Below are 247 nucleotides of genomic sequence, written 5' to 3'. Positions count from 1 at the left end.
CGGCGGCATTCAGGTGCCGGACTATTTAGGCAGCAAAAGCACCTTCACCCTTGGTCAGTTTGGCGGACATGCCGGACGGGCACTGCGTAGCGGTGACGTGCTGCATCTCGCTCCGCGTTCTGCGAGCGCAACCGGAACGGAACTGCCCGTCGGACTGCAAACAGAGCTTGCCACGGTGCGCACGCTGCGCGTCATTTATGGTCCGCACGGTGCGCCTGAGTTTTTTGCGCCGGAGTATATCGAGACG

1 protein-coding gene is annotated in these 247 nt (G+C 61.5%); it reads left to right on the top strand.

Annotation, left to right across the window (positions count from 1 at the left end; genetic code table 11):
• The coding region (locus SB756_RS33635; RefSeq protein ID WP_410913708.1) for a hypothetical protein at window positions 1-247 on the top strand (247 nt) is incomplete at both ends.

This window comes from Pseudomonas sp. SIMBA_068 (assembly GCF_046534705.1).
Classification (GTDB): domain Bacteria; phylum Pseudomonadota; class Gammaproteobacteria; order Pseudomonadales; family Pseudomonadaceae; genus Aquipseudomonas; species Aquipseudomonas putida.
This window is presented reverse-complemented; position numbering and strand designations above follow the sequence as displayed.